16 protein-coding genes are annotated in these 26340 nt (G+C 59.9%); 7 read left to right on the forward strand and 9 right to left on the reverse strand.

Annotation, left to right across the window (positions count from 1 at the left end):
- A complete protein-coding gene (locus ACLBW8_RS04430; protein ID WP_447804680.1) occupies positions 1-1164 on the reverse strand; it encodes an isovaleryl-CoA dehydrogenase in 1164 nt (387 codons plus the stop codon).
- Between the two features lie 174 nt (positions 1165-1338).
- On the opposite strand from ACLBW8_RS04430, the gene ACLBW8_RS04435 reads away from it, so the two are divergent.
- Positions 1339-2958 carry an AMP-binding protein gene (locus ACLBW8_RS04435; RefSeq protein WP_447805016.1) on the forward strand — a complete coding sequence of 540 codons (1620 nt, stop codon included), beginning with the start codon at positions 1339-1341 and terminating at the stop codon, positions 2956-2958.
- 67 nt (positions 2959-3025) lie between these two features.
- On the forward strand, positions 3026-8356 hold the full coding sequence (locus ACLBW8_RS04440) for an NEL-type E3 ubiquitin ligase domain-containing protein (RefSeq protein ID WP_447804681.1): 5331 nt from the start codon (positions 3026-3028) through the stop codon (positions 8354-8356).
- 548 nt (positions 8357-8904) lie between these two features.
- Here the strand turns inward: ACLBW8_RS04440 and ACLBW8_RS04445 are convergent.
- The 3 genes from ACLBW8_RS04445 to ACLBW8_RS04455 form a co-directional block, all read right to left on the reverse strand.
- A complete protein-coding gene (locus ACLBW8_RS04445) occupies positions 8905-9804 on the reverse strand; it encodes a hydroxymethylglutaryl-CoA lyase (protein WP_447804682.1) in 900 nt (299 codons plus the stop codon).
- Between the two features lie 16 nt (positions 9805-9820).
- Positions 9821-10213, reverse strand: coding sequence for a MerR family transcriptional regulator (locus tag ACLBW8_RS04450; RefSeq protein ID WP_053256917.1), 393 nt, complete (start codon positions 10211-10213; stop codon positions 9821-9823).
- Positions 10214-10312: 99 nt separating this feature from the next.
- Entirely contained in the window at positions 10313-11248 is a 936-nt protein-coding gene (locus ACLBW8_RS04455; RefSeq protein ID WP_447804683.1) for a LysR family transcriptional regulator, read from the reverse strand.
- A 166-nt stretch (positions 11249-11414) separates the two neighbouring features.
- Here ACLBW8_RS04455 and ACLBW8_RS04460 point away from each other — a divergent pair, with 166 nt between their 5' ends.
- Positions 11415-12644: an acyl-CoA dehydrogenase gene (locus tag ACLBW8_RS04460; protein WP_447804684.1), complete on the forward strand. Its 1230-nt coding sequence runs from the start codon at positions 11415-11417 to the stop codon at positions 12642-12644.
- A 129-nt stretch (positions 12645-12773) separates the two neighbouring features.
- Here the strand turns inward: ACLBW8_RS04460 and ACLBW8_RS04465 are convergent, their stop codons facing one another.
- On the reverse strand, positions 12774-14102 hold the full coding sequence (locus tag ACLBW8_RS04465; protein ID WP_447804685.1) for a substrate-binding domain-containing protein: 1329 nt from the start codon (positions 14100-14102) through the stop codon (positions 12774-12776).
- Between the two features lie 127 nt (positions 14103-14229).
- Positions 14230-15042: an exodeoxyribonuclease III gene (gene xthA, locus ACLBW8_RS04470; protein ID WP_064452971.1), complete on the reverse strand. Its 813-nt coding sequence runs from the start codon at positions 15040-15042 to the stop codon at positions 14230-14232.
- Positions 15043-15210: 168 nt separating this feature from the next.
- Here xthA and ACLBW8_RS04475 point away from each other — a divergent pair, with 168 nt between their 5' ends.
- From ACLBW8_RS04475 to ACLBW8_RS04485, 3 genes are all read left to right on the forward strand, one after another.
- The gene (locus ACLBW8_RS04475) at positions 15211-15861 is read left to right on the forward strand and encodes a GNAT family N-acetyltransferase (RefSeq protein WP_064452970.1); all 651 of its coding nucleotides are present in this window, start codon (positions 15211-15213) and stop codon (positions 15859-15861) included.
- Between the two features lie 64 nt (positions 15862-15925).
- Positions 15926-17653, forward strand: a complete 1728-nt coding sequence (locus ACLBW8_RS04480; protein ID WP_447804686.1) for an autotransporter assembly complex protein TamA — start codon at positions 15926-15928, stop codon at positions 17651-17653.
- Positions 17653-21339 carry a translocation/assembly module TamB domain-containing protein gene (locus ACLBW8_RS04485; RefSeq protein ID WP_447804687.1) on the forward strand — a complete coding sequence of 1229 codons (3687 nt, stop codon included), beginning with the start codon at positions 17653-17655 and terminating at the stop codon, positions 21337-21339. Before ACLBW8_RS04480 ends, ACLBW8_RS04485 begins: the two co-directional genes overlap by 1 nt.
- A gap of 1324 nt (positions 21340-22663) precedes the next feature.
- Here the strand turns inward: ACLBW8_RS04485 and ACLBW8_RS04490 are convergent.
- The gene (locus ACLBW8_RS04490) at positions 22664-23311 is read right to left on the reverse strand and encodes a TetR/AcrR family transcriptional regulator (RefSeq protein ID WP_447804688.1); all 648 of its coding nucleotides are present in this window, start codon (positions 23309-23311) and stop codon (positions 22664-22666) included.
- 159 nt (positions 23312-23470) lie between these two features.
- Here ACLBW8_RS04490 and ggt point away from each other — a divergent pair, with 159 nt between their 5' ends.
- Positions 23471-25195, forward strand: a complete 1725-nt coding sequence (gene ggt / locus ACLBW8_RS04495) for a gamma-glutamyltransferase (RefSeq protein ID WP_447804689.1) — start codon at positions 23471-23473, stop codon at positions 25193-25195.
- 10 nt (positions 25196-25205) lie between these two features.
- Here ggt and ACLBW8_RS04500 read toward each other — a convergent pair whose 3' ends face one another.
- A complete protein-coding gene (locus tag ACLBW8_RS04500) occupies positions 25206-25751 on the reverse strand; it encodes an AAA family ATPase (protein WP_447804690.1) in 546 nt (181 codons plus the stop codon).
- Positions 25748-26311, reverse strand: a complete 564-nt coding sequence (pnuC, locus tag ACLBW8_RS04505) for a nicotinamide riboside transporter PnuC (protein ID WP_064452266.1) — start codon at positions 26309-26311, stop codon at positions 25748-25750. The genes ACLBW8_RS04500 and pnuC overlap by 4 nt, the downstream gene beginning before the upstream one ends.
- Positions 26312-26340: the final 29 nt, after the last annotated feature.

The following is a 26340-nucleotide window of genomic DNA, read 5'->3' on the forward strand; positions in this document are numbered from 1 at the left end:
TCAGCGGGTTTCGTTGAAGAGTTCGCGACCGATCAACATGCGGCGAATCTCACTGGTGCCGGCGCCAATTTCGTACAGCTTGGCGTCACGCAGCAGTCGCCCGGCGGGGAATTCGTTGATGTAGCCGTTGCCGCCGAGAATCTGGATCGCGTCGAGGGCCATTTGCGTGGCGCGCTCGGAGGTGTAAAGGATCACCCCAGCGGCATCCTTGCGTGTGGTTTCGCCGCGCTCGCAGGCCCGGGCCACGGCGTACAGGTAGGCGCGACCCGCGTTGAGATGGGTGTACATGTCGGCGACCTTGCCCTGGATCAGCTGGAATTCGCCGATGCTTTGGCCGAACTGCTTGCGATCGTGGATGTACGGCACGATCAGGTCCATGCACGCTTGCATGATGCCGATCGGGCCACCCGCCAGCACCACGCGTTCGTAGTCCAGGCCGCTCATCAGCACTTTGACGCCGCCATTAAGTACGCCGAGGATGTTTTCTTCCGGCACTTGCACGTCATCGAAAAACAGCTCGCAGGTGTTGGAGCCGCGCATGCCCAGCTTGTCGAATTTGTTGCTGCGGCTGAAGCCTTTCCAGTCGCGCTCGACGATAAAGGCGGTGATGCCGTGAGGGCCTTTTTCCAGGTCGGTCTTGGCGTAGATCACGAAGGTATGGGCGTCGGGGCCGTTGGTGATCCAGGTCTTGCTGCCATTGAGCACGTAATGGTCGCCGCGTTTTTCGGCGCGCAGTTTCATCGAGACGACATCGGAGCCAGCATTCGGCTCGCTCATGGCGAGCGCGCCGACGTGCTCGCCGCTGATCAGCTTGGGCAGGTACTTGAGCTTCTGCGCGTGGCTGCCGTTGCGGTTGATCTGGTTGACGCACAGGTTGGAGTGGGCGCCGTAGGACAAGCCGACCGAGGCCGACCCACGGCTGATTTCTTCAATGGCGACCACATGCGCGAGGTAACCCAGGCCGGCGCCGCCGTACTCTTCCGGCACGGTGATACCGAGCAAGCCCATGTCACCGAACTTGCGCCACATATCGGCGGGGAACAGGTTGTCACTGTCGATTTGTGCCGCGCGGGGAGCGATTTCCTTGGCCACGAAGGACTGCACCTGATCGCGCAGCATGTCGATGGTTTCGCCGAGGGCGAAGTTCAGGGACGGGTAACTCATGGACAGGCACCTTAATGTGAGCATTGTTTTTGTGTGGGTTGAGCGCCGGGGGAGGTTGCTCACCTTTACGTTAACGTAAGCTTGCGTTGCGAGGCTGTCAATCGTAGTTTACGTTTACGTCAAGCAACCGCCGTCCACCTTACAAAAAAGACAAAAGGGGTCGTTATGGATCAACTGAATCAGAGCTACAGCCGTGGCGCTCAGGACAAGACGTTGCTGGCCATGACTATCGGCCAAGCCTTCGACAACACGGTTTTGCAATACCCCGATGGCGAAGCGCTGGTGGTGCGTCATCAGCAACGCCGCTACACCTGGCGACAATTGGCCGAGACTGTTGATCTGCACGCACGCGCGTTCCTCGCCTTGGGCATGCAAACCGGTGACCGCCTCGGTGTCTGGGCTCCCAATTGCGCCGAGTGGTGTATCAGCCAAATCGCCAGCGCCAAGCTCGGGGTGATTCTGGTGAATATCAACCCCGCCTATCGCAGCAGTGAATTGGCGTACGTCCTCAAGCAATCCGGTTGCCAGTGGCTGGTGTGTGCGGGGTCGTTCAAGGGCTCCGATTACCACGCCATGCTGCAAGAGTTGCAGCCGGACCTGCGTGCCATGATCAGCCTCGACCCCAGCCCGCCCGCAGGATTCCTGCCCTGGTCACAATTGTCGGCCCTCGGCGCAGGCGTCCCGCCCGAACAACTGCACAGCCGCCAGGCCAGCCTGCACTTCGATCAAGCCGTCAACATTCAGTACACCTCCGGCACCACCGGCTTCCCCAAGGGGGCCACCCTCAGTCACCACAACATCCTCAATAACGGTTACATGGTCGGTGAAAGCCTGGGCCTCACGGCGCAGGATCGCCTGGTGATCCCGGTGCCGCTGTATCACTGCTTCGGCATGGTGATGGGCAACCTTGGTTGCATCACCCATGGCACCACCATGATCTACCCCAATGATGGCTTCGACCCGCTGCTGACGCTCACTGCCGTTGCCGAAGAGCGCGCCACCGGGCTGTACGGGGTACCGACGATGTTCATCGCGTTGCTCGATCACCCGCGCCGGGGCGAGTTCGACCTGTCGACCCTGCGCACCGGCATCATGGCCGGCGCTACATGCCCCATCGAGGTCATGCGCCGTGTCATCAGCGAGCTGCACATGGGCGAGGTGCAGATCGCCTATGGCATGACCGAAACCAGCCCGGTGTCACTGCAGACCGGCGCCAATGACGACCTCGAGCGCCGTGTCACTACTGTCGGGCGCACTCAGCCGCAACTGGAAAACAAGATCATCGACATCGATGGCAATACGGTTGCACGCGGTGAGATCGGCGAATTGTGCACCCGGGGCTACAGCGTGATGCTCGGCTACTGGAACAACCCCGACGGCACCCGCGACGCCATCGATGACGCGGGCTGGATGCACACCGGCGACCTGGCGACCATGGACGAGCACGGCTACGTGTGCATCGCCGGGCGTAACAAGGACATGATTATTCGCGGCGGTGAAAACGTGTACCCGCGTGAGCTGGAGGAGTTTTTCTTCACCCACCCGGCGGTGGCCGACGTGCAAATCATTGGCATCCCGGATGCGCGTTACGGTGAAGAGATTGTGGCGTGGATCAAGTTCCATCCCGGCCATGTCGCCAACGAGCTGGAGCTGCAAACCTGGTGCAAGGGCCGCATTGCACACTTCAAGACGCCCAAGCACTTCAAGTTCGTCGACGAGTTTCCGATGACCGTAACCGGCAAGATCCAGAAGTTTCGCATGCGTGAGATCAGCATTGAGGAACTGACGCGTTAACTACTTAGCCCCCGGCGCAAAAGTAGCTCATTAAATTGGTCTTTTGAGAACACTCACTGGACCGGATATGCCCGATATAGACACCGCCTACGCACTGGTAGAGGCGCAAAGCATTCATGTGGGGCCAATCCGGGAGCACATCCCGGGTTGGTATGCCGACTCTTCATTGCGCCGTAAGCGTGAACTGGCTGAATTTGCACTTGAGGTGCCGGACTTTTACCGCAGCGCCAGTACCCTTGAGCGTGAAAACCTCCACACGGCTCATGCCGACGGTTGGGCTGCATTGAATGCGGTCGATCGGATTTTTGATGGGCTCAAGGACAGCGTCGAATTTGTCGAGCCGTTATTGGTCAAGGCGATAAAAGCGCAGCTCAACCTTGATTTGGATGTCAGGAAAACCTTTTACGCACGCAAAATTTACTACCGCAACCGTGTCGATGAACGCAGCGATTTTGGCGGGGCATTTGCGTTTGCGACAGGTGTTGGTGGGCCCAGGGACTATTACTACTCCGGCATCACGTTGCTGGAAGCCGCGATGGGTAACTTCTCTGCTGACGAAGGGATTGCGGGATCATGCGACGATTGCCAGCTGATTACCCGGTTCGATTTTCAGGCTGACAGCGCAGTATTGCCCACTGAATTTGCGGTCAAACAGCTGGCGCTGACACTGCCTGCCCATCGGTTTGCGGCCCTGTGTCGCCGCCTCGATCTGGGTAAGCAGTACCAGGCACATGTTAACGCAGTGCTTGCGCCCGTTGACCCTCCAGGCACCGAGGCAGGCACGGCGGCCACGGCACTGCTGAGGGAACTGGTGACGTATCAAAAAATACAACTGGAGGTGCAGGCCCGGATAGCGCTGGCGCGTAAACACATCGAAGCGGATAGCTTCCAGATGATCACGGATTACGCCGCCTACCGGCTAGGGCGCAAGGTCGTCAGTTGGAGGGGTCTCAATATGATGTGTTCCACCCCGACCATCGCGCGTGTCCAAACCAGGCAGATCATGTTGTTTTACACGGACACCCCACGGGTTGAAAACTACCTGCTTTACGTACCGGGTGATCCGGACAAGCCCCTGACGGAATACACCTCGCTCTGGGCCGTGGCCGATGATTTGGCCAAGCGTCTGTGCGCGTTCAAGTACCGAATGTTTTTCAGTCAATTTATTCCGGTTGAGTACCAGCATGAATTTTTTACGTCGGTTAAACAGACCCTGGATCCTCAAGACATCTATCAGCCCCATGACAACTTCACGTTGGATAGCAGTGCGGGGCACCACCGGCCTCGGATATTCGCAACAACGTACTACGTCGATTGGCACTCCTGGGCACAGCAGAAACTCACCCTGACTCGCAATAACGCCAAGGCACTGGTGGTGTCGACCGCTGATCAAGACAAGCGCGCCCAGCGCGAATGGTTGCAGGCCGTTGGCAGCGCTGCGTTGGATGTCCTCAATCTGGCGTCATTCGTAGTGCCGGGGTTAGGCCCGTTGATGATGATGGTCGGTGCCATTCAAATGATGAGTGAGCTTGAGGAGACCGTTTCCGCGATCAGGGAAGGTGATACGAAAGAGGCGTGGGCGCATGCGTCAGGGATCATGCTGAACCTGGCGTTTGTGGCTGCCGGGCACCAGCTGATTCCAGTCATCAGCGAGTCTGAGTACGTCAAAGGGTGGGTGCATGTGGTCTCGCCCCAGGGGAAAACACGCCTGGCAAGGCCAAATGTCGACGATTACCAACAATCCGTGGTCCTACCACCGGGCACACGCCCGGATTCCCTGGGTGTGTATACCCACGCCGGCAAACGTTACTTGTCGGCGCAGAACGGGCGTTATTACGCACTGGCGAATGCGGATGGCGCATTCACGCTCCGCCACCCCAGCGATTTACGACGGTATGCGCCACGCGTCGTGCATAACGGTATGGGCGCCTGGGTACACGAATTCGAGCAACCGCTCAGTTGGGACCGGCGCACGCTTATGCGGCGTATAGGCCCTTCGGTGGACGGGCTCAGCGACGAGCAGTTAGAGCAGATTTACCAGGTCAGCGGTATTCACGAAGATCAATTGCGCAGGATGTATATCGACCTGTCGCCACCGCCACCATTATTGGCCGAGAGCATCCGACGTTTTCAGATCGGTCGTCGTTACAGCGCTTTTATGGAGCAGATGTGCAGTCCCGACGCCGAGGTCTACAGCCAGGCAGATCCTGACCTGCAGGTGGAACTGCTGACCCACGAAAGAATCTGGCCGCCGTCCAGGGGCCTGAGTGTCATCGACACTGAACAAGGCGCCACGATTTATCAGGCGCCTGCGGGTTCCCAAGCGAAGGCCCAGGTAGCGATCAGCAGCCAGGCGCTGTACAGCGGGCAATTGCTTGATACGGTGGTCGCGGAGCTGAGCGACGAACAGTTGCAGGTCTTGTTGGGCGAGGATGTCCAGGAAGCCCGGCTGCGCGAAGGGCTCAGTAAAAATCCTTCCTCAGGCAGTTACTCGTGGGAACTGACCAACTTGTTGCGCCGCCCGCGTGATCCCGGCATGACCCTGTCGAGGTTAAGACTGCGGCTGGCACGGGCGGCCCGGCTCAAGCGTGATGAGCTGTTGAACGCCGTACCTCAGAGTCCAGACGCGCCTGCTCGCTGGATCCAGGAGGCGTTTCCCGCGTTGCCCGACGTAGCCGTCGAGCAATTGCTGGAACATATGGATGAGGCTCAGCGTCAGCAACTGATTACCACCCAACGACCGCCTTTGCAGCTTTCGCAAGAGGCGCGCGAATACCTCGACGCATTTCGCTTGCAGCGCGCCTACGAAGGCCTCTACCTCCCTGTAGGCATGAGCGAAGACATGGCGCGTCTCGCCCTGCACACTCTGGAAAATATGCCGGGGTGGTCGGACACCGTACGTATCGAGTTGCGTGACGGCACCTACATGGGGCCGGTGTTGGACAGTATCGGACCACTCGATGCCAAACGCAGACATGTCTGGATCAAGCGTGCCGATGGTCGCGTAGGGAGCACCTGGCATTCCTATGACACCGACAGGTTCTACGCGTCACTGTTTGAGTGGGTGCCGAGGCCTGATGTCGAGGTCATGGTTTACCCTGCGGAAGCGCGTTGGACGAATTTTCGCCGTGCCTTGCAACGGCAGGCGCGTACCCCTGCTGAGCTACGGGACACCCTCGATATGCCCGCCGTCGAGCAAGGCTATCAATCGCCGATGGGATTGGCTCAAGGTGCCCGTGGTGACGGCGCGGTAACGCCTTCAACGCGTGCCATTCAATGCCGTCTCAAAGCTCAGAAGCTCTATCCCGGTTCGACGCTGGAGCAAATAGAGGGCTACCTGAACGTCAAGGGGCAGGGCGATGCCTTCATGCTCAAGGAGGTTCGCCGGATGCAGGTTGAATTTGACCGGTTGAGTGAGGACTTGAAGCAATGGGCAGGCACTGCGCCTAATAAATTGAAGGTGGCAGAGCGGATAAAGAGGTGCTGGCAGCGACGTACCGAGCTTGTCCGCAATAATGCCGATGAGGTGACCGGTTACGCCTTGGACCTCAGTGATTGGCTTGTCGAAGACTTGCCGACGTTAACGGTTGAAATGCCCCACGTCGCAAGTCTGACGCTGCGAAACATGAGGCTGTCGAATAATGTCGACGAGTTTCTGGGTTCCTTCAAGGGGCTGCGTCACCTGGATTTGAGTGGAAATCGCTTGACTCATCTGCCGAAGATTATTGGCAGTATGAGCGGGCTGAGCCGATTGTCCCTGGCGAACAACCAACTGCAGTTGACCGCTGACAGCGTGGCGGCATTGGCGCACTTGAACCACTTGCGGATGCTCTCACTGGCGAACAACCCTCTGCTGCTGGCACCTGATGTCAGTGCTATGACGCGGTTGGATCAACTCTACCTGGCCAATTGCGGATTGAACGTATTGCCCGTCGGAGGGCTGGAGCTGCGTTGGTTAACGCGTCTGGACTTGCGTAGCAACCTGCTGGAGGAACTGCCTGAAACGTTGTTTCAGCGAACAGCGCAGCAGAACAGGGGGACGACATTGGGTGAGAATCCACTGTCCGAGCAAACCCGGGATCGAATTGAAGCCTATCGACAGCGCAGTGGTGTGGCATTGCTCGACAGGGCGATGTCACGGCATGTCACCGAGAGCGTTGCTTTGTTGATTTGGCTTGAGGAAATGCCGGCCGCTCAGCGTGTGCAACTGGAGCAGCTATGGCGCGACCTTCGGTCAGAACCTGGTGCGGATGCTTTCTTTCGGTTGATTGCGGACATGACCCGTTCGGCCACTTACAAGGCAGCGAATGCGCGTGCCGGGATCGCTGGGCAAGTCTGGGAGCTGATAAAAGATGTTTCGGACGATGAGGCACTTCGTCAGGAAATTTTCAAGGCGGTCGACGCCCCTGGGACCTGTACGGACCAACGCACTGACGTGCTGTTCAAACTCCGTCTGCAGGTGCGGATTCATAAAGCCAAGCTTGACGCGGGTACTTTGCAGGTAGAGCCGAGGCTGATAGAGCTGGGCAGGGGCCATTTTCGTCTGGTGGAGCTGGATAAACTGGTCAGCGCTGATATTGCGGGGCGTGAATCGGCGTTGCACGCACGTGCTGCTGCGGATGCGCTGAACATGGCTGCGACGGTGGCTGGAGAACAAGGCTCGCCCGGCGTCACGGCTTTGGCCGAAGCCGCTCTGGCGGCAACAGCCGCTGCAGATACCGCACAAGCCGCAGCGGAGTTGGGCGCGCCTGGGGCCCGCGACGCAGATAACGCCGAGCGCGAGGTACGCCGGATTGCGAGCGCGGCAGGTGTCGTTGATTGGCCCAGAGAGCCCTATAGTGAAGGTATCGAGGTGGATCTGGTTTATCGAACGTCCCTGGCCGATCGGCTCAACTTACCGCTTCAGCCGCGCCTCTTGACGTTTGCGCACTTGTACCCGGTCAGTGAACCACTCATCCGCCAAGCTGGCGAAACCGTGCTGGAGCAGGAGGCCGTGCCGGGTGCGCTGGCGCGCTTCTTGGTGGAAGAGACCTTTTGGGGCAATCACCTGACGAGTCTCTATGCCCAAGAGATTGAGCAACACTTCGGTGAAACCAAACAATTACTACAAGAACAATCGTCGGTGTTGGATGACCTCGAAACGTGCGTCAGAGCCTATGATGAGGCCGAGAATGACGGGGCTCGTGTCTCGCATCTAGAGGATATAAACGAGGCATTGGAAGACGTGATGAGGCTTTTTGGTTTAGAGCGCCAGCAGATTGTCGGGCCTGCGGGAATGCCGCAAGCGGACTTTCTATCAACGCAACGCATTGCGGTGGGAGAGCGTTGGGCGGTAGAGGAAAAACGTGCGCTGGTGGCTGTTACCCAATCAATACTGGATAGGCCCGTCCCCGTCTGAACCCGTGCGCCAGAAAGCACAAAGGGGACCCGAAGGTCCCCTTTAATTTGTCGTTGCGTGCTCTTTTTTTATTATTGAGGGGCGGTCTATTGTTGTTTTTGGCAACCGTTACCCTTTACCGCTGTTTTTGGCGACCCCCATCCGGGGTCAAGAGCAAACGTATTTTTTTGAGCGCTGATCTGCTTCTTCGTAATCGATCCAACCAGTGGGTAGCTACCTGAGGTAGTTTTATTTTTCTCTAACCGGTTGCGGGTTTCGGCACGCCGTACCCTGCGAAGCACATCTTCTCCAAAAAAATCTGTTAGCTGCGTCTCTGCCGTGTTGTTTTTGTTATGTCAGAGTCGTTTCGTCTTATTTTTATTAGGTTTGGCGCTTTTTATTCTTGTTATGCAATAGAGGTAGCAGAAGCCGTGCCAACTTTTAAAAGTTGTTTAAAATCAATGGCTTGGTTTTTTCGTGGGAAATGACCTACGGCAAATAAGACAAAATATGTTCCCGTGTTACTCGATATGTAGCGGTGCGGTAACACATTGTCACGGCTAAGCTACTCAACCGGCTGTTCGGGCCTTTGCCACACGCGAACCGGTTGGGCGCCCCAGCACCTGACTGATCTGCAGGCCCGCGCGAATCAACGCCTGTAAGTCGATTCCGGTGTCGATACCCAGGCCATTGAGCAGGTACACCACATCCTCGGTGGCGACGTTACCGCTGGCACCCTTGGCGTAGGGGCAGCCGCCAAGGCCGGCGATAGAGCTATCAAACACGTTTATGCCTTCCAGCAAGCTGGCGTAGATATTCGCAATCGCCTGGCCGTAAGTGTCATGAAAGTGCCCGGCCAGCTTGTCCCGTGGCACCTGCGCGCCGACCACTTCAAACAGCTGCCGCGTGGCGCCCGCCGTGCCGGTGCCGATGGTGTCGCCCAGGGAAACCTCATAGCAGCCCATGGCATACAACTCGCGCGCGACCGCCGTGACCTGTTCCGGGGCGATGTCACCTTCGTAAGGGCAACCCAACACACACGACACATAGCCGCGCACGCTGATACCGTGCTGCTTGGCCGCCGCCATGATCGGCGCAAAGCGCTCCAGGCTTTCGCTGATCGAGCAGTTGATATTGCGCTGGGAAAACGCCTCGGACGCTGCCGCGAACACCGCCACTTCCTTCACGCCTGCAGCCAGCGCATCTTCAAACCCGCGCAGGTTCGGTGCGAGTGCGCCGTAGGTCACGCCGGGCTTGCGCTGAATCTGCGCAAACACCTCGGCCGAGCCGGCCATCTGCGGCACCCATTTGGGCGACACAAAACTGCCAACCTCGATATAGCGCAAGCCTGCGCCGGTCAGGGCATCCACCAACTGGACCTTGTCGGCCACGCTGATGGGCTGGGCTTCGTTCTGTAATCCGTCGCGTGGGCCGACTTCCACCAGGCGTACGTGTGAGGGGAGGGACATTGCAGCTACCTTCTGGTTATTGGCCAACCTGGCTCATGGTCTGTGCCAGGGCCTGGGTGCAACGCTCTTCGGCGGTGTCCAGTTCCAGCTTCATCTGTTCGATATCCAGCAACTGTTGCTCAAGCTGCTCGCGGCGCTCGGCGATCTTGGCCAGCATGCTGTTGAGCTGGATGTGATTGCCGCTGGTAGGGTCGTAGAGTTCGATCAGCTCGCGGCATTCGGCCAGGGAGAAGCCGATGCGTTTGCCACGCAGGATCAGCTTGAGGCTGACCTTGTCCCGCGCCGAGTAGATGCGCTCCTGGCCCCGACGTTCAGGGGCCAGCAGGCCTTGTTCTTCATAGAAACGAATGGCGCGGGTAGTAATGTCGAGCTCGCGGGCGAGGTCGGAAATGCTGTAGGTCGTGCTCATGGGGGCGCTCAAGAAGGTCTTGGCGCTAAGCTAATGGCACGTTGACGTAAACGTCAAGGGCTGCCGTGCAGCCCAGCGCAAGCAAGCCCCCTGCGACGCTCAAGCTTGCTTGCTATCGAGCTTCTTCTCATGCGCCGTCACCTGCTGGCACAACTCGATCATCTGCTCACGCATCCAGCGGTTGGCCGGGTCCTGGTCGGTGCTTTCGTGCCAGTACAGGTGGGTTTCCACGGGCGGTACGTCGTTGACTGGCAGGTTGAACCAGTGCAGTTCGTGGCGGCGGGCGAAGCGTTCGGGCACGGTCATGACCATGTCGGTCTGCTGCAACACTTGCGAAGCCATCAGGTAATGCTGGGAGCGCAGGGCGATCTTGCGCTGGATGCCCATTTTGCCCAACGCCAGGTCGACATGGCCCAAGCCGTTGCGGCGGCTGGAGATATGGATATGGGTCAGTGACAGGTAGTCGTCCAGGGTGAATTTGTCCTTGCCCGCCATCGGGTGGCCCTTGCGCATGGCGCACACGTAGCGGTCTTCCATCAGCTTGACATGGCGCACTTGCGGGTCAGTGTTAAGCGGCGCGTCCACGGCAAAGTCCAGGCGCCCGGCGGCCAGCTCCTTGGTGGTTTCGCGGCGTTTGGACAGGAAACTCTCGATCACCACGGTCGGCGCCAGGCGGCGCAGGCGCTGGAACAGCAACGGCAGAATCACCGCCTCGGTAAGGTCGGTCATGCTGATGCGATAGGTCTTGGCCGCCTGTTGCGGGTTGAAAATACGGCTTTCCTGCACCGACACCCGCAGCAGCGACAACGCGTTGCGCACCGGGCCGATGATGTTCTGCGCCATCGGCGTAGGCACCATGCCTTGGGCGGTGCGCACGAACAGCGGGTCGTTGAACGTCTCGCGCAGGCGCGCCAGTGCGTTGGACACCGCCGGCTGGGTGATGCCGACAATCTGCCCGGCGCGAGTCAGGTTGGCTTCGGTATAGATCGCGTCGAAGACGATAAAGAGGTTGAGGTCGACCTTGCTCAGATTCATGTCGTTGCGCTCTTATTGTTAGGTGGCGATTTGTTAAGTGCCCATGCGCCGATCATATATCGGTGATGAATGTTAATACACGCCGAGAATAGGCTAGGTAAATTATCAGCGCTGTTCTAGCATCGATTGCATGACCTAAACAACCTCTCAGAGAAGGGAGCTGCTCATGGATTTCGCCTATTCGCCCAAGGTTCAGGAACTGCGTGAACGCGTCACCGCGTTCATGGACGCTTACGTTTACCCGGCCGAGCCGGTGTTTGAACGCCAGGTCAGCGAAGGTGACCGCTGGCAGCCCACCGCCATCATGGAGGCGCTGAAAGCCAAGGCTAAAGCCGAAGGCCTGTGGAACCTGTTCCTGCCGGAATCCGAACTGGGCGCCGGCCTGACCAACCTCGAATACGCGCCGCTGGCCGAGATCATGGGCCGCTCCTTGCTGGGCCCGGAGCCGTTCAACTGCTCCGCCCCCGACACCGGCAACATGGAAGTGCTGGTGCGCTACGCCAACGCAGAACAGAAACAACGCTGGCTCGAACCGCTGCTGCGCGGCGAGATCCGCTCGGCCTTTGCCATGACCGAGCCGGACGTGGCCTCCTCAGACGCCACCAACATGGCCGCCCGCGCCGAACGCCAGGGCGATGAGTGGGTGATCAACGGCAAGAAGTGGTGGACCTCCGGCGCCTGCGACCCGCGCTGCAAGATCCTGATCTTCATGGGCCTGAGCAACCCGGATGCACCGCGTCACCAGCAGCACTCGATGATCCTGGTGCCGGTGGACACCCCCGGCGTGAAGATCGTGCGCCCGCTGCCGGTATTCGGTTACGACGACGCCCCTCACGGCCACGCTGAAGTGCTGTTCGACAACGTGCGCGTGCCGTATGAAAACGTACTGCTCGGTGAAGGCCGCGGCTTTGAAATTGCCCAGGGTCGCCTTGGCCCAGGCCGTATCCACCACTGCATGCGCTCCGTCGGCATGGCCGAGCGTGCGCTGGAACTGATGTGCAAACGCGCCGTCAGCCGTACCGCGTTCGGCAAGCCATTGGCACGCTTGGGCGGCAATATCGACAAGATCGCCGACTCGCGGATGGAAATCGACATGGCGCGCCTGCTGACCTTGAAGGCGGCCTACATGATGGATACCGTCGGTAACAAAGTGGCGAAAAGCGAAATCGCCCAGATTAAGGTCGTGGCGCCGAACGTGGCGTTGAAGGTGATCGACCGCGCGATCCAGATCCACGGAGGTGCCGGAGTGTCCAACGACTTCCCGCTGGCCTACATGTACGCCATGCAACGCACCTTGCGCCTGGCCGACGGCCCGGATGAAGTACACCGCGCGGCGATCGGCAAGTTCGAGATCGGCAAGTATGTGCCTAAAGAGCTGATGCGCAGCGGGCAGTAACACCGCGTCGCCCCTATCGCGGGCAAGCCAGCTCCCATAATTGACCGATTTCCAACATGAGAATGAGGTCGAATGTGGGACCGGGCTTGCCCGCGAAGAGGCCAGTGTTTACACCATAAAACTCAAGGTTCAGTACACCCAAACCTCCACCCGCCGATTCTTGATCCGGCCCTCATCCGCCGTATTCGCCGCCACCGGCATCTGCGCGCCGAACCCGCGAATATCGCGCAGCACCACGCCGCTTTTGACCAATTCCCGGCGCACCGCCATCGCCCGCAATTTTGACAAGAGCGCCGCACGCTGCGGGTCATTCTTGGCATCACCAAACCCCACCAGTGTCACGTGCCTGTCGAGCTTGCCGTGGCTGCGGATATAAGCCACCACCCGCTGCAAATCCTGGCGAGCCTTGTTGTCCAGGCTGGCACTGCCTTCCTCGAAACGAAAATTCACCGTCAAGCGCTGGGCATCACGGGCGATGGCCTGATAGTCCTCGGGCATTGAGTTGCGCGGCTCCACGCCAATTGCCTGTACTTGCTGCGCGATAAAACCGTTGGCAGCCACAATCGCCTGGCCTTTGCTGCTCTGGGTAAAGTCCACCAATGCCTTGGCCCAAGGGTTACGGCTTGATGGCGGCCAGTAGAAATACAAGCGGCGTGACAGCGGGTAATCCTCGGTGGCAATCAGGCTGGTCAGCGGCTGCATGGGTTGTGAGTCACCGTCGACAATCGCCACGGCTTTGGCCTGGCGCACATAAGGCAGGCCGATGAACCCGATGCCTTGTGGGTCATGGCTCACCGCGTCGGACAACGCTTCACTGGACTCGAAGCGCTTGGCGGACGATGCGAGAGGCTTACCGCGCAGGCGTAGCACCAGTTCCTTGAAGGTGTCGTAGGTGCCGGACTGATCATCCCGGGCATATAAATGAATGGCACCGCCGGTGCCGCCCAGCGCCTCCCAGGTGCTGACCTCGCCGTTGAAGATCTGCGCCAGTTGGTCGGTGTTCAAGGTATTCAACGGGTTTTGCGGGTTCAGGATAATTGCCAGGCCGTCTATGGCGATCACTTGCTCGGCCTCGGGGCTTTTCAGGTCTCCCTGGGGTTCCAGGTCAACCAGTTCGCTGTCCTTGATCGGCCGGGACGACGCCGCGAGGTCGGCGCTGGCGTTTTTGAGCGCGCTAAACCCGGTGCTGGAACCGTGGGCGGCCACCTCGATAGTCACGGTCTTGCCCTGACGTGTCGTGCCGATCACCCGGCGTTCGTTGGCGCCATCGCCGGGCTCGCTGTGTACCGTCTGCAAGCCCTGGTGCTCCATCAAACCCTTGACCAACGCGGGCCCCAAGGCCGCGCCAATGGTATTGGAGCCCTGGATACGCAATGCGGGGCCTTGATCGGGAACGGGCAGGGGAGTGGCGACAGCGTAGAGGGGCAGGAGCAACAGGAGCAGAACGCGCAGCATCATGCCGGCACCTTCTTAAGCCAAAGGGAGTGCCGCCAGATTAAGTCAGGCAGGTTGCATAAATATGACGGGTAAGCCGCTGATCAACGTGTGGGAGCGGGCACGCCAACTCCCACACTGAGTAATGGTGTCAGCTCAGTTCGAGCCAGATCGGCGCATGGTCCGATGGCTTTTCCAAACCGCGCAAATCGTAGTCCACACCAGCATCCTTGACCCGTGACAGCAAGCCGTTGGACGCCATGATCACGTCAATGCGCAGCCCACGCTTGGGCTCGTCCTCGAAACCACGGCTGCGGTAGTCGAACCAGCTGAAGCGGTCGGTCACGTCCGGGTTCAAGTGACGGAAACTGTCGACCAGGCCCCAGTTCTTCAAGCGCGCCATCCACTCGCGTTCTTCCGGCAGGAAGCTGCACTTACCGGTTTTCAGCCAACGCTTGGCATTGTCGGCGCCGATGCCGATGTCGCAATCTTCCGGAGAAATGTTCACGTCGCCCATCACCACCAGCGCCTGGTCATTGCTGAACTGGCTTTCCAGCAGGTGCTGCAAGTCTGCGTAGAAGCGCTGCTTGGCCGGGAACTTGGTGGGGTGGTCGCGGCTTTCGCCCTGGGGGAAGTAGCCGTTCATGACGGTCACGGGGTTGCCGTTCTCATCGGCGAAGGTGCCCCAGATAAAGCGGCGCTGGGCGTCTTCTTCATCACTGGCAAACCCTTTGTGCACGCTCAATGCTTCTTTGCGCGAGAGCAAGGCCACGCCGTAGTGGCCTTTTTGGCCGTGGTAGTACACGTGGTAGCCCAGTGCCTGCACTTCGGCCAACGGGAACTGGTCATCGTGGACCTTGGTTTCCTGCAGGCCAATCACGTCGGGTTGATGCTTTTCAATCAGCGCCGCCAGCTGATGAGGGCGGGCGCGCAGCCCGTTGATATTGAAGGAGACGATTTTCATGGTCGGCAGTCCAGTCTGGCAAAAAGGCGATGCTAGCCGACAAGTCGGACGGGGGCCAGCGTGGCGGTAGGGCGGATGCACTGCTAATGTCTGGGAACGACTGGTGCTGCTTAGGTTCGTACCCATAAGAACGCCATCTTTTGAATGGCGCCCAGGGAGATTAACTGCATGCCTGACACTTCGACTGCCATCGCCGACATTCGCCTGCTCAACAGCGGCTATTCCCGCGAGGCGCGTTCCTTGTTGTACCAGGCTTATCGGCATGAGCCGACCTTCGCCTATATCTTCGAGGCCGAGCGTTCGGGTTATGAACAGCGGGTACGGGCCACCGTGCGCGAACTGGTCAAGCAGCACTTTTTTCAGAAACTTCCCGCCATCGGGCTGTTCGTCAACGACCGGCTCATCGGCATCGCGCTGATCGCGCCACCGCAGCGGCGCCTGGGTATCACCGAGAGCTGGGCCTGGCAATTGCGGATGTGGTTGAGCACCGGGGTGCGCGGTACTCGGCGTTACCTGGAATACCATTACGCAGTGCTGGCGTGCCTGCCCAGCGAGTCGGTGCATGTGCTGCCGCTGTTGGGCATTCACCCGCAATTTCAGGGCAAACACTACGGCGAACAGTTGCTGGAAGCCGTGCACAACTGGTGCGCCGATGACCCGCACTCATCAGGCGTCGTGCTCGATACTGGCGATTCGCGCTATCTGGATTTTTACAAGCGCCAGGGCTATGAGGAAATTGGTGAAGTGGCGATAGGCCCCATTCTGGAACACGTTTTTTTCCACCCCAATCCGCAGTCGTTACATGCTGCAACGGCTTAATACAGAATTATTCAGATAATTCCAGGTTCAAAGAGCCTCCCAAGGTCGTGTAGCATCCGCGCGTATGAAGCTCCCAGGAAGATTTACCAGCGGCTTGGTTCTGCTGTTCACAAGCTGCGGCGCATTGGCGCAAAGCGAATTGGACGTGCGAATCAAGCCTTCAAACGACGCGTTGAAAGCCAACATCGAAGGCTATATCGGCGGGGTAGGCGATCGCGATGAAGAAGCCTTGCTGCGGTTCAGCCGTGGCGCCGAAGAGCAGGCCCGCAAAGCGGCCCAGGCTTTGGGCTTCTATCAGCCTCTGATCAGCAGTGATGTAAAGGGCGGTAAAAACCCGCGCCTGGTCCTCACCATTGACCCCGGCGAACCGGTGCATTTGCGCAACGTGACCATTCGGGTTGACGGCCAGGCCGCGAGCCTAAAGGCTTTTCGCGTGCCCGAAGGCAGCGACCTCACCTCCGGTGCCGTGCTCAACCACGGCCACTATGAAGACGCCAAGCGTCTGATCCAGAACCAGGCCTCGCGCTACGGCTTTTTCAGCGGGCGCTTTACCAGCCAGAAACTCATCGTTGACCCGAAAGCCGGTGTCGCCGATATCGAACTCGTGTACGACAGTGGCCCGCGCTACACCATGGGTAACGTCAGCTTTACCGGTGATACGCCGTTTGATGAAGACCTGTTGCAACGCATGGTGCCGTTCAAAAGCGGCACGCCTTACGACTCCGAACTGATCGCTGAACTCAATCAGAACCTGCAATCGAGCGGCTTCTTCGAAGGCGTGCGCGTGGACGCCACGCCCGCCGGCTCGGCCAATGACGTGATCCCGGTGGCCGTGCAACTGGAAACCCGCAAGCCACGCACCATGGGCCTGGGCCTCGGTTACTCCACCGACGTCGGCCCGCGTGGCAAGGCCAACTGGACCCGCCACTGGGTCAACCCTCAGGGCCACAGCTATGGTTGGGAAGCCGAACTGTCGGCGCCGCGGCAGAACGTCGGGCTGTGGTACGACATTCCGCTGGACCCACCGTTGACCGACAAATTGCGCTTCGCCGGTGGCTACCAGAATGAAGAACTGGCCAACACCGACACCCTGAGTAAATTGCTCACCCTTGGCCCGGAATGGCACAGCAAACTGCCCAGCGGCTGGACCCGTGTGATCTCGCTCAAATACCAGCGCGAGGAATACCGCCTGGGCAATGACTCGGGCCTGAGTAACCTGGTGATGCCGGGGATCAATTATTCCTACCTGCGCAGCGACAACCGCATCGACCCGCACAATGGCTATCGCCTGATGTTCGACGCCAAGGTCGCCAAGGAAGGGCTCGGCTCCGACACCAACCTGCTTTACGGCACTGCCACGATCAAAGGCCTGACGACCGTGTGGGATAACCATCGTTTCCTGGGCCGTGCGCAGTTCGGCGGCAGCGCCACCAATGGCTACCAGTCCGTGCCCCCGTCGTTGCGCTTTTTTGCCGGTGGTGACCAGAGCGTGCGGGGCTATGAGTACCAGACGCTGTCGCCGGAAAATGACCGTGGCGACCGTATTGGCGGCCGCTACATGGTGGCGTTGAGCGCTGAGTATCAATATTCAATCGCCGAAAAATGGCGGATCGCGACCTTTATCGACCAGGGCAACTCCTTCAATACCCTGGAAATACCAAGCCTGAAAACCGGTGTCGGCGTGGGCATACGTTGGGTCTCGCCCGTCGGCCCGATTCGCCTTGACCTGGCCCATGCCCTGGAAGACCCGGGCGGTATTCGTTTGCACTTTTCCATGGGGCCTGAGCTGTGATGCGTGGTTTGAAAATAGCAGGGCTGGCCATCGTGGCTGTCCTCGTCTTAGCGTTGTTGGCGCTGTGGACCGTGCTCGGCACCCAGGCGGGCAGCCGCTGGGTCCTGAACCAAGTGCCGGGTTTGACGGTGGAGAATTTCCAGGGCCACTTGGGTGGCCAATGGAGTGCCGATCATCTGCTGTGGCAGCAGGACGCCAGCCGGGTCGAGCTCAATGCACCGAAGTTTGACTGGTCGCCGGCGTGCTTGCTGCGCATGACCTTGTGCATTAATCAGCTGGACGTGGAGCAGGTCAGCCTGCAGTTTCCACCCAGCGCAGAAGAAAGTAGCAGCGGGCCGATCCAATTGCCGGAGCTGAAACTGCCGGTAGCGATTCAGTTGGGCGACGTTCGCGTCGGCAGCCTGCTGTTTAATGGCAGCGAAGAGCTCAAAGGCCTGCAATTGGCCGCGCACTGGACGGCTGCCGGTATGCAGATCGACTCGGTGCACGTGCAGCGCGACGACCTGGTGCTGGACCTCGCCGGTCTGTTGCAACCCACCGGCAATTGGCCGCTGAATGCCACCGGCAACCTGAGCCTGCCTTACGCCCCCGGCGGCGCGCCGTGGAAGGTGGCCCTCAAGGTGGACGGCGACCTGCTCAAGACCCTCAAGCTCGATGCCGACAGCAGTGGCTACTTGCCCGCCAAACTCAGTGGCGAGCTGCAACCGCTGGCGGAGAACCTGCCCGCGCAGTTGCACATCACCGCCGACGGCTTCAAGCCCAGCGCCGAGTTGCCTGACACCCTGCAACTCAATCAACTGGACCTCACCGCCAAGGGCGACCTGAGCAACGGCTACCAACTGTTGGGCAAAGCCGTGCTGCCGGCGGACAAAGGTCCGGTGGACTTGCTGTTGCAAGGCAAAGTCGACGCCAAGGGCGCGCAGATCGCTGGCCTGGACTTGAGTGCCGGGGACAAGCAAAGCCTCAAACTCAGCGCCAATCTGGACTGGCAGCAAGGCTTCAGTGCCGACGCCAAGATCGACTGGCTGGATTTCCCCTGGCACCGCCTCTACCCCTTGATTGATGAACCGCAGGTTGCGTTACGCACCTTCAATGGCGAGATCGCCTATAAGGACGGCAACTACCTCGGCAACCTCAAGGCCGACCTCGACGGTCCGGCCGGTAAATTCAATGTGGTGACGCCGTTCAGTGGCGACCTCAAGCAGGTCTTCCTGCCCGAGTTGAAATTGACCGCAGGCCAAGGCAAAGCCGAAGGCCATCTGAACCTGCAATTTGCCGACGGCATTGCCTGGGACACGGCGCTGGACCTGTCGGCGCTGAACCCGGCGTACTGGGTGGCGGAATTACCCGGCACCTTGGCCGGTCCGCTGCGCAGCAAGGGCGAGTTCAAAAATGAACAACTCAAGCTGAACGCCGACCTCGACCTCAAGGGCCGTTTGCGCGGCCAAACCGCTGTGCTGGCGGCCAAGGCCGAAGGCGCGGGTGAGCAATGGACCCTCGCCAATCTGGATATCCGCCTGGGCGACAACCGCATCAATGGCAGCGGCAGCTTGCAACAACGCCTGGCCGGTCAGATCGATATCAAACTGGCGCGCCTGGCCCAGTTGTGGCCGCAGTTGCGTGGGCAAATCAATGGGCGGGTCGATGTGGCCGGGACGCTGAAGGCACCCCAAGGCAAGCTCGACCTTAAAGGTCAGCAACTGGCCTTCGCCGACAATCACCTGCAAAACCTCAACCTCGACGCAACGCTCGACAACGCCCAGCGCGCGAAGATCGACCTCAAGGGCACTGGCATCCAAGCCGGCGATACCCAGGTCGGCACCCTGACCGCCAGTGCCCAAGGCGATATTAAGAGCCAGAAGGTCCAGCTGGATCTGGCGGGGCCGCTGCTCAAGCTGGCCCTGGCGTTGGACGGCAATTTCGACAAAGGCAACTGGCGCGGGCGCCTGGCCAGCGGCGAGGTGCAAGCCGGTGGACAGGACTGGAAACTACAGGCCCCGGCGAAGATCGAGCGCCTGGCCGACGGCAAGCTGACTTTTGCAGCGCATTGCTGGGTGTCTGGCCCTGCCAGCTTGTGCGGCGAAGATCAGCGGCTGATGCCTGAGCCGAAACTGCGTTACCACCTCAAGCAATTCCCCATCGACAGCCTGGCGGCCTTCTTGCCTAAAGATTTCGCCTGGCAGGGCAAGCTCAACGCCGATGTGCAGCTCGACCTGCCCGCCAGCGGGCCTAAAGGCGTGGTGTCGGTAGACGCCAGCGGCGGCACGTTGCGCGTGAAAGACAAGGACCAGTGGCTGGATTTCCCCTACGACACCTTGAAGCTGGAAACCACCCTCAACCCCAAGCGCATCGACACTCAGCTCAACTTCCGCGGCGGCAAGCTCGGTGAATTACTGTTGCAGGCGCAGATCAATCCGCTGCCGAAGAACAAGCCGATTACCGGTAACTTCAGCCTCAACGGGCTGGATCTCGCAGTGGCGCGGCCGTTTGTGCCGATGGTGGAAAAACTCAACGGCAAGCTCAACGGCAACGGCCGCATCTCCGGTGGTTTGCTGGCGCCGCAGGTCAATGGCAGCGTGAACCTCGTCGGCGGGGAGATCGCCGGGCCTGAATTACCGATCAGCCTTGAAGGCTTGAACGTACAGGCGTTGATTGCCGGCGAAAGCGTGCAGTTGAACGGCGCCTGGCACAGTGGCAAAGCCGGGCAGGGTAGCCTCAAGGGGCAGGTCGACTGGGGCCAGGCCCTGGTGGTGGACCTCAGCCTGCAAGGCTCGCAACTGCCGGTTACGGTAGAGCCTTATGCCACGCTGGAAGTGGCACCCGACCTGAAGATCAGCCTCAAAAACGACAAGTTGGCGATTGCCGGCAAGGTGCACATCCCACGGGGCGACATCACCGTGCGCGAATTGCCGCCGTCGACAGTCAAGGTCTCGGATGACACGCTGATCGTCGGCAGCCAGACCGAGGAGGGCAAGCCGCCATTGGCGATGGCCATGGATATCGATGTGGAGGTGGGCGAAGACCAGCTTAACTTCGCGGGCTTTGGCCTGACTGCCAAAGTGCAGGGCCATGTGCATATCGGCGACAACATGGACACCCGTGGCGAGCTATGGCTCAACGACGGCCGCTACCGCGCCTATGGCCAAAGGCTCAACGTGCGCCGTGCGCGGCTGTTGTTCGCCGGGCCGCTGGACCAACCGTTCCTGGATATCGAAGCCGTGCGTGTCGTTACCGAACCTTCCAGAACAGTCACGGCCGGGATTCGCCTGAGCGGCAGCGCTGAACAGCCGACCACGCAGATTTTCTCCGAGCCGGCCATGCCCCAGGAGGATGCATTGTCGTACCTGGTGCTGGGGCGTTCGCGTAACAACACCGGTGAGGACAACAACATGCTCGCCGAAGCGGCCTTGGGCCTGGGCTTGATGGGCAGCGCCGGGGTGACCTCGGATATTGCCAACAAGCTGGGTATCCAGGACTTCGACCTCGATACCCAAGGCAGTGGTAACACCACCGCCGTGGTGGCCAGCGGCAAGATCACCGAAAAACTCAGCCTGCGTTACGGGGTAGGCGTGTTCGAGCCGGCCAGCACCATTGCCTTGCGCTACTTGTTGAGTAAGAAGGTCTACCTGGAAGTGGCCAGTGGCGTGGCCAGCTCGTTGGATATCTTCTACAAGCGGGATTTCTAAGCCCTCTACCCGGTAAACAATGTGGGAGCTGGGTTGCCTGCGATAGCCATAGGTATCTACACAGCTCTTTGTGTCGCTTTAGGCCTGTGAGGGGGTTAGGTAGATTGAGTACATATCCGTTGCTGCGGTAACGGCTGCTTAGGGTTCCGCCCTTACGGCGGGTCACTTTTGGCAACGCCCGGAATGCCGGCCCAGCCAAAAGTAACCAAAAGGTCTTTGCCCCACCACTCGGTGCCTCGCCAAGGCTTGGCATGCCCTCACTCCGGCTTGAATCCGTGGGCCGCCGCAATGGGCCATCCTTGGCCCAGTGCGGCTAACCCGGCGTCCTGCCGGGTTACCCACGGATTCAAGCCTGCGTTCGGCCATCGTGGTTAACGGGGCCTGTCAGATCAAGATCAACAGCAGATCAAGATCAAAAGCAGAGCACGGCGGCCTGACAGCCGGCCTGAGTGGTTGAAGCAAAAGCAGGGCAACAGCACAGCAACACCACTTTTACCGGATGAAATGAGTTTTAAATGTGGGAGCGGGCTTGCTCGCGAAGGCGGTGGGTCAGTCGGCTCATTTGTAACTGACCCACCGCCTTCGCGAGCAAGCCCGCTCCCACAATTTTGACCGAGTTTAGCTGCCTGCACCGCAGTGCTCTGCTTTTCTGTGGGAACTGGCTTGTCGGACCGCCGAACCGCTGCGATGCAGACACCTCGGTACATCAGGCAAACCCAGTCGCAGACCCCATGCCAGCTCCCAGATTGACCCAATACAGTCTGAAGAGCAGCCCACCCTTTGCCTGATGTACCCAGTTCCAAATGTGGGAGCGGGCTTGCTCGCGAATGCGGTGCACCATTCACCCACTCCATCAACTGGCACACCACTTCGCTTGCGCTTTTGATCTAACCACTCAGGTCGGCTGTCAGGCCGCCGTGCTCTGCTTTTGACTGTGATCTGTTTTTGATTTTGATCTTAGGCGCCCCGTTAACCACGCTGGCCGAACGCAGGCTTTGGAGCGTGGGTAACCCGGCAGGACGCCGGGTTAGCCGCGATGGGCCAAGGATGGCCCATGGCGGCGGCCCACGGTCCAAAGCCGGAGTGAGGGCACACCGAGCCCTGGCGAGGTGCCGAGTGGTGGGGCATGAGCCTTTTGGTTACTTTTGGGCTCTTTTCAAAAGTGACCCGCCGTAAGGGCGGAACCCATGTCAGCCGTGACCCAAACAACGGATATGCACTCAGCGCCCCCCCCCGACAACCACAGCACTCAACCCGTAAAAAAAGATGTGTAGATACCTATGGCTATCGCAGGCAACCCAGCTCCCACTGTTTGAGCCGGTTTCTACAGCGAGGTCGGCGTGACCCCACGCACTACCAAATCACTGATAAACCCCAGCCAATCCTGCTGCGGCCCTTTAGCCGACAGGTCTTCACCGAGGAAGGAACTGAGGGTGTGGCGATTGGAGTTATAGAAGTAGCACAGCGAGGCGATCATCAAGTACACGTGCTTGAGGTCGATGTCCTGACGGAACACGCCCTGGGCCTGGCCGGCTTCTATGATCGGCCGCAATACGCCGACGGCTTCTCCCGACAGCCGGCGCATCTCGCCGGACTGCTGGGCATGCTTGCCCTGGTGCAGATTCTCGATGCTCAGGATCGCCACGAACTCGGGGTGTTTGACGTAGTAATTCCAGATAAACGCCACCAAGTCGCGCAGCGCCTGCACCGGCGCATCCAGGTTCAGCTTGAGTTTGCTTTCGGCTTTATTGAACTGCTCGTAGATGTGCTCCAGCACGCAGATAAACAGGTGTTCCTTGCTGCCGAAATAGTAATAAAGCATGCGGTCGTTGGAGTCGGCCGCCTTGGAGATGGTATCGACGCGCCCACCGGAATAGCCGTCGCGGGTGAACACCTGGACCGCCGCCTGCAGAATGCGCGCACGTGTCTGGTCGGCCTGTTGGGCGCGAATACCGGTCTTCTTGATCACCATTAAAAAGCGCCTTACCGACAGTCAAGGCGCGAAATATAGCATGGGCATTTTTGCGGCCGTTCTGTGACCGACAAGTTCTGTAATAAAAACGCCATTGCGCTGGGGATTGGAATCCAGTCGGGCTATTTTGGTGCGTCTCAATAACTAGAGTAGCCATGGATGAAATACCAACCCTTCAGCTGTACCCTGATTGCCACCGCACTGGTGTTGACCGTCAGCGGTGTGCAAGCCGCTTCCCAGGCCCCGGTGGCCGGTGAAAATGGCATGGTGGTCACGGCCCAGCATTTGGCAACTCACGTGGGCGTCGATGTGCTCAAGGCCGGCGGTAACGCGGTCGATGCGGCTGTGGCCGTGGGCTACGCCCTGGCCGTGGTCTACCCGGCGGCGGGCAACCTGGGCGGCGGCGGCTTCATGACCGTGCAACTGGCGGATGGGCGCAAGACCTTCCTCGACTTCCGCGAAAAAGCCCCGTTGGCGGCGACGGCCGACATGTACCTGGACAAAGACGGCAAGGTCATCGACGGCCTGAGCGCCAAGGGCCATTTGGCGGTCGGCGTACCCGGCACGGTGTCCGGGATGGAAACGGCGCTGAGCCAATACGGCACCCTCAAGCGCGCCCAGGTGATTGCCCCGGCGATCAAGCTGGCGGAAAACGGTTTCGAACTGGAGCAGGGTGATATCGACCTGCTGCACACCGCCACCGGCGAGTTCGAAAAAGATCAGGACCTGCGCGCAATCTTCCTGCACAACGGCCAGCCGATGCAGGTCGGCCAGAAGCTGGTGCAGAAAGACCTGGCCAAGACCCTCAAGGAAATCTCCGCCAAGGGCGCCGACGGTTTCTATAAAGGCTGGGTCGCCAAGGCGCTGGTGGATTCCAGCCAGGCCGGCAAAGGCATCATCACCCAGGCTGACCTCGACAAGTACAAGACCCGTGAACTGGCGCCCATCGAGTGCGACTACCGAGGCTACCACGTGGTCTCGGCACCGCCGCCGAGCTCGGGTGGCGTGGTGATCTGCCAGATCATGAACATCCTTGAAGGCTACCCGATGGCCGACCTCGGCTATCACTCGGCCCAAGGCCTGCACTACCAGATCGAAGCGATGCGCCACGCCTACGTGGACCGTAACAGCTACCTGGGCGACCCGGACTTCGTGAAGAACCCGGTCGCTCATTTGCTGGACAAGGACTACGCCGCCAAGCTGCGCGCAGCTATCGAGCCGCAGAAAGCCGGGGATTCCCAGGCGATCAAGCCGGGTGTGTCGCCCCATGAAGGCAACAACACCACGCATTACTCCATCGTCGACAAGTGGGGCAACGCCGTTTCGGTGACCTACACCCTGAACGACTGGTTTGGTGCCGGCGTCATGGCGAGCAAGACCGGGGTGATTCTCAACGATGAAATGGACGACTTCACCGTCAAGGTCGGCGTACCGAACATGTACGGGCTGGTCCAGGGTGAGGCCAATGCCATCGCTCCGGGCAAGGCGCCTTTGTCGTCGATGAGCCCGACCATCGTGACCAAAGACGGCAAGGCCGTGATGGTGGTGGGTACGCCAGGAGGCAGCCGGATTATCACGGCGACCTTGCTGACCATCCTGAATGTCATCGACTACAAGATGAACATCCAGGAGGCCGTCGACGCCCCGCGTTTCCACCAGCAGTGGATGCCTGAGACCACCAACCTCGAGGCCTTCGCCGTCAGCCCGGACACCCAGAAGATCCTGGAAAGCTGGGGCCACAAGTTTGCCGGCCCACAGGACGCCAACCATTTGGCCGCGATCCTAGTGGGCGCGCCGTCACTGGGTGGCAAGCCGGTAGGCAACAACCGTTTCTACGGGGCTAACGACCCGCGTCGCAACACCGGCCTGTCTTTGGGCTACTAAACGCCGTCAATTACTGCAGGAGCGAGCCAGCTTGCTCCTGCAGTAGTTGTTCGACTGCGGCGAAGGCCTGGTCGCGGCGTGCCTGCCAACCCCCACGAATCACTACCACGGGCTGCCGGTGCTGTTGCAGCCAGTCCAGGCTGCCCTGGAAAAACGCCCGGCGGTCTGCCAGTTCCGGTTGGCAACGCTGGCCGTCGGCGGTCCATTCCACATCCTCGGGCGAAAGCAGAATGTGCAGGTCGTAATGCCGCGCCAGCAACTCGCTGTCGAGCCACGCCGGGCAGTCGCCGAACAGGGTCTGGCTCCACAGCGTGTTGGTCAGCAGGTGCGTGTCGAGGATCAGCAACCCGGGTTGCTCGGCGCGCGCGGCGTCCTCCCAGGCCAGTTGGCCCCGGGCGATGGCGGGGATATCCGCCAGGGTGGTGTCACGCTGATAGTGGTCGATGAAGTACCGCACGTATTCACCGACCATCAGCCCGCCGAAGTGTGCATGCAGTTCAGCCGCCAGCCAGCTTTTGCCGCTGGATTCAGGACCGGCCAGTACCACAACTTTCATGCGTGCAACGCCGGGTCGGCGCGCCATTCACGCCAGCCTTGCACGGCAATCACGGTGAACAGCGCGTAAAGCGCGGCCGTCAGGTACAGGCCTTTATAGAGGAACAGCCCGACGAAGATCACGTCCACCGCAATCCACAGCGGCCAGCATTGCACGCGTTTTTGCGCCATCCACATTTGTGCCACCAGGCTGAAGCCGGTGAGGGCGGCGTCAAGCCAGGGTTGGGCGGCATCGGTCCAGTGGGCCATGGCGGCGCCGAGCAGCAGGCTGAAGACTGCGCCGACGGCCAGGCTGGTCATGATCGAAGGCCAACCGAGGCTGCTGACCTGGCGCCCTTGCTTGACGTCACCGGCGCGGGTCCATTGCCACCAGCCGTAGAGTTGCAGGGCGGCGTAGACCACCTGCAGCAGCATGTCGGAATAGAGTTTCACGTCGAAGAACACCCAGGTGTAAAGCAGCACCATCACCAGCCCGATGGGCCAGCACCAGGGGTTCTGTTTGACCGTCAACCAGACAGCGATCACCCCCAGGGCGGCGGCGAACAGTTCAAGCCCGGACATGGCGGTTCCTTGGGGACGTGGGAGAGGGC

It is taken from the genome of Pseudomonas sp. M5A4_2d, assembly GCF_053345295.1.

Bases quoted from the DNA above. Each gene is read 5' to 3' on its own strand.
- ACLBW8_RS04430 (WP_447804680.1), bottom strand. From the start codon at position 1,164: ATGAGTTACCCGTCCCTGAACTTCGCCCTCGGCGAAACCATCGACATG.
- ACLBW8_RS04440 (WP_447804681.1), top strand. From the start codon at position 3,026: ATGCCCGATATAGACACCGCCTACGCACTGGTAGAGGCGCAAAGCATT.
- ACLBW8_RS04445 (WP_447804682.1), bottom strand. From the start codon at position 9,804: ATGTCCCTCCCCTCACACGTACGCCTGGTGGAAGTCGGCCCACGCGAC.
- ACLBW8_RS04450 (WP_053256917.1), bottom strand. From the start codon at position 10,213: ATGAGCACGACCTACAGCATTTCCGACCTCGCCCGCGAGCTCGACATT.
- ACLBW8_RS04455 (WP_447804683.1), bottom strand. From the start codon at position 11,248: ATGAATCTGAGCAAGGTCGACCTCAACCTCTTTATCGTCTTCGACGCG.
- ACLBW8_RS04460 (WP_447804684.1), top strand. From the start codon at position 11,415: ATGGATTTCGCCTATTCGCCCAAGGTTCAGGAACTGCGTGAACGCGTC.
- ACLBW8_RS04465 (WP_447804685.1), bottom strand. From the start codon at position 14,102: ATGATGCTGCGCGTTCTGCTCCTGTTGCTCCTGCCCCTCTACGCTGTC.
- xthA (WP_064452971.1), bottom strand. From the start codon at position 15,042: ATGAAAATCGTCTCCTTCAATATCAACGGGCTGCGCGCCCGCCCTCAT.
- ACLBW8_RS04475 (WP_064452970.1), top strand. From the start codon at position 15,211: ATGCCTGACACTTCGACTGCCATCGCCGACATTCGCCTGCTCAACAGC.
- ACLBW8_RS04480 (WP_447804686.1), top strand. From the start codon at position 15,926: ATGAAGCTCCCAGGAAGATTTACCAGCGGCTTGGTTCTGCTGTTCACA.
- ACLBW8_RS04485 (WP_447804687.1), top strand. From the start codon at position 17,653: ATGCGTGGTTTGAAAATAGCAGGGCTGGCCATCGTGGCTGTCCTCGTC.
- ACLBW8_RS04490 (WP_447804688.1), bottom strand. From the start codon at position 23,311: ATGGTGATCAAGAAGACCGGTATTCGCGCCCAACAGGCCGACCAGACA.
- ggt (WP_447804689.1), top strand. From the start codon at position 23,471: ATGAAATACCAACCCTTCAGCTGTACCCTGATTGCCACCGCACTGGTG.
- ACLBW8_RS04500 (WP_447804690.1), bottom strand. From the start codon at position 25,751: ATGAAAGTTGTGGTACTGGCCGGTCCTGAATCCAGCGGCAAAAGCTGG.
- pnuC (WP_064452266.1), bottom strand. From the start codon at position 26,311: ATGTCCGGGCTTGAACTGTTCGCCGCCGCCCTGGGGGTGATCGCTGTC.